Genomic DNA, 2,648 nt, shown 5'->3' with positions numbered 1-2,648 from the left:
CGCATGCTCCGCATCGCGCCCGCCGTGGTGCGAAAGCCCAGCGGCGCACCGAGCTCCTCGGCGACGCCTGCGAGCACGCGGACGTCGGTGAGCGAGCCGGGCACCTCCAACACGGTGCCGAACGGGCGCAGGCGACCCTCCCAGGTGACGAACGTGCCCGACTTCTCGACCGGCGGCGCCACCGGGAGGACGACGTCGGCGACACGGGTCACGTCGCTCTCACGCACCTCGAGGCTCACGACGAAGTCGGCGGCGGCCAGGGCCTCGCGCGCCAGGGCGGCGTCGGGGAGGTCGTCGAGCTCCACGCCGCCGACCACCAGGGCACGCAGCTGCCCCTCGGCCACGGCCCGGAGCATCGCCGTGGTGTCGCGCCCGGTCTGCGCGGGCACGGAGCGCACGCCCCACGCCGCGGCGAGGTCGGCGCGTGCCTCGGCGTCGGCGACGGGCCGGCCGCCGGGCAGCAGGGTCGGCAGGCAGCCGGTCTCCACGGCGCCGCGGTCGCCGGCGCGGCGCGGCACCCACGCGAGACGGGCGCCGGTGCGCTCGGCCAGCCGGACCGCGGCGCTGAACGCACCGGGCGACGACGCGAGCCGCTCTCCCAGCAGCACAACGGCGCGGGGGTCGAGACCCACGCCGGCCGAGCCGTCGCCGTCCTGGATCGCGTCGAGGGCCGAGGCCTCCTCGCCAGGTCGGGCGGCCAGCAGCTCGCCACCGCACTTGGCGAGGCCGCGCGTGGTGTGCGAGCCGACCGCCACGACGCGCACGCCGTGCCGCGACGCCTTGCGCAGCCTCAGGAACAGCGTGCCGGCCTCGTCCTCGGGCTCGAGTCCGACGAGCAGCACGGTCGACGCCGACTCGAGGTCGCGCGTGGCGACGTCCTGGCGGGTGGCCACGCGAGCGGCGAGGAACGCCGACTCCTCCGCCGAGTGCGGACGTGCGCGGAAGTCGATGTCGTTGGTGCCCAGCGCCACCCGGGCGAACACGCTGTAGGCGTAGGCGTCCTCGGCGGTCAGGCGTCCGCCGGGCAGCACGCCGACCTTGCCTGCGGCCTCGCGCAGCCCTGCTGCGGCTGCGGCGAGGGCCCCGGGCCACGACGTCGGCACGAGCTCGCCGGTGCCGGGGTCGCGCACCAGCGGCGTGCGCAGCCGGTCGTCCTGACGGCTCCACGTGAACGCGAAGCGGTCCTTGTCGGTGACCCACTCCTCGTTGACCTCGGGGTCGTCGCCGGCGAGGCGCCGCATGACGGCACCCCGGCGGTGGTCGACGCGGATCGCGGCACCGCACGCGTCGTGCTCGGCCACGCTCGGCGTCGAGACGAGGTCGAAGGGCCGCGAGCGGAACCGGTAGTCGGCGCTGGTGAGCGCGCCCACGGGGCAGATCTGGATGGTGTTGCCCGAGAAGTAGGAGTGGAACGGCTGCTCGCCACCCCCCTCACCGTCAGCACCGGCACGGTCGCCGAACGCCTCGGCGTCGACGGACGGCCCGATCCCGACCTGCTGGCGCGCGCCACGCTCGACGAGCGCGATGAACGGGTCGCCCGCGATCTGCTCGGAGAACCGCGTGCAGCGTGCGCACAGCACGCAGCGCTCGCGGTCGAGCAGCACCTGCTCGGAGACGGCCAACGGCTTCGGGAACGTCCGCTTGGTCTCCGCGAAGCGGCTCTCGCCCCGCCCGTGACTCATCGCCTGGTTCTGCAGCGGGCACTCCCCGCCCTTGTCGCACACCGGGCAGTCGAGCGGGTGGTTGACGAGGAGGAGCTCCATGGTGCCGTGCTGCGCCTTCTCGGCCACCGGCGACGTCACCTGCGTCCGCACGACCATGCCGGGCGCCACCTCGAGCGTGCAGGAGGCCTGGGGCTTGGGGAACCCGCGCCCGTTGCCCGCGTCGGGCACCTCGACGAGGCACTGCCGGCAGGCGCCGACCGGCTCGAGCAAGGGGTGGTCGCAGAATCGCGGGATCTCGGTGCCCACCAGCTCGGCGGCGCGGATGACGAGCGTGCCCTTCGGCACGCTCACCTCGACGTCGTCGATGGTCAGGGTGACGAGGTCGACCGGGGTCTGGGTCTCGCGGGACGCCTCGACGGTCATGCGCTCACCTCCGCGGCGAAGAGCGTGGACGCGGCGGGCGGGAACAGCTCCGCCGACGAGGTGTGCATCCCCGCCTCGAACTCGTCGCGGAAGTGCCGGACGGCCGAGGTGATCGGACTGGTCGCGCCGTCGCCGAGGGCGCAGAAGGACCGGCCGAGGATGTTGTCGCAGAGGTCGAGCAGCAGCTCGACGTCGCCCGCACGACCCTGGCCCGCGTCGAGACGCTGCAGCACCTGGACCAGCCACCAGGTGCCCTCACGGCACGGCGTGCACTTGCCGCACGACTCGTGCTTGTAGAACTCCGTCCAGCGCAGCACGCACCGCACCACCGACGTCGTCTGGTCGAAGACCTGCAGCGCCTTGGTGCCGAGCATCGAGCCGGCTGCGCCGACGCCCTCGTAGTCGAGGGGGACGTCGAGGTGCTCGGCCGTGAGGATCGGCGTGGACGAGCCGCCCGGGGTCCAGAACTTCAGCTCGGCACCGTCGCGCAGGCCACCGCCGAGGTCGAGCAGCTCGCGCAGCGTGGTGCCGAGCGGCGCCTCGTACTGGCCGGGAGTGGTG

General features: G+C 74.2%; 2 protein-coding genes. Both read right to left on the bottom strand.

Features of this window, described 5'->3' with window-relative positions; genetic code table 11:
- A partial coding sequence (locus tag A6Q79_RS12530) for an NADH-quinone oxidoreductase subunit G (protein WP_317698494.1) occupies positions 1 to 2,087 on the bottom strand: 2,087 nt, incomplete at its 3' end.
- Positions 2,084 to 2,648 (bottom strand): NADH-ubiquinone oxidoreductase-F iron-sulfur binding region domain-containing protein (locus A6Q79_RS12525; protein WP_317698492.1); only part of this gene is annotated, 565 nt, incomplete at its 5' end. The genes A6Q79_RS12525 and A6Q79_RS12530, both read right to left, overlap by 4 nt.

This window comes from Aeromicrobium sp. REDSEA-S32_B7 (assembly GCF_001626145.1).
Classification (GTDB): domain Bacteria; phylum Actinomycetota; class Actinomycetes; order Propionibacteriales; family Nocardioidaceae; genus Aeromicrobium; species Aeromicrobium erythreum.
This window is presented reverse-complemented; position numbering and strand designations above follow the sequence as displayed.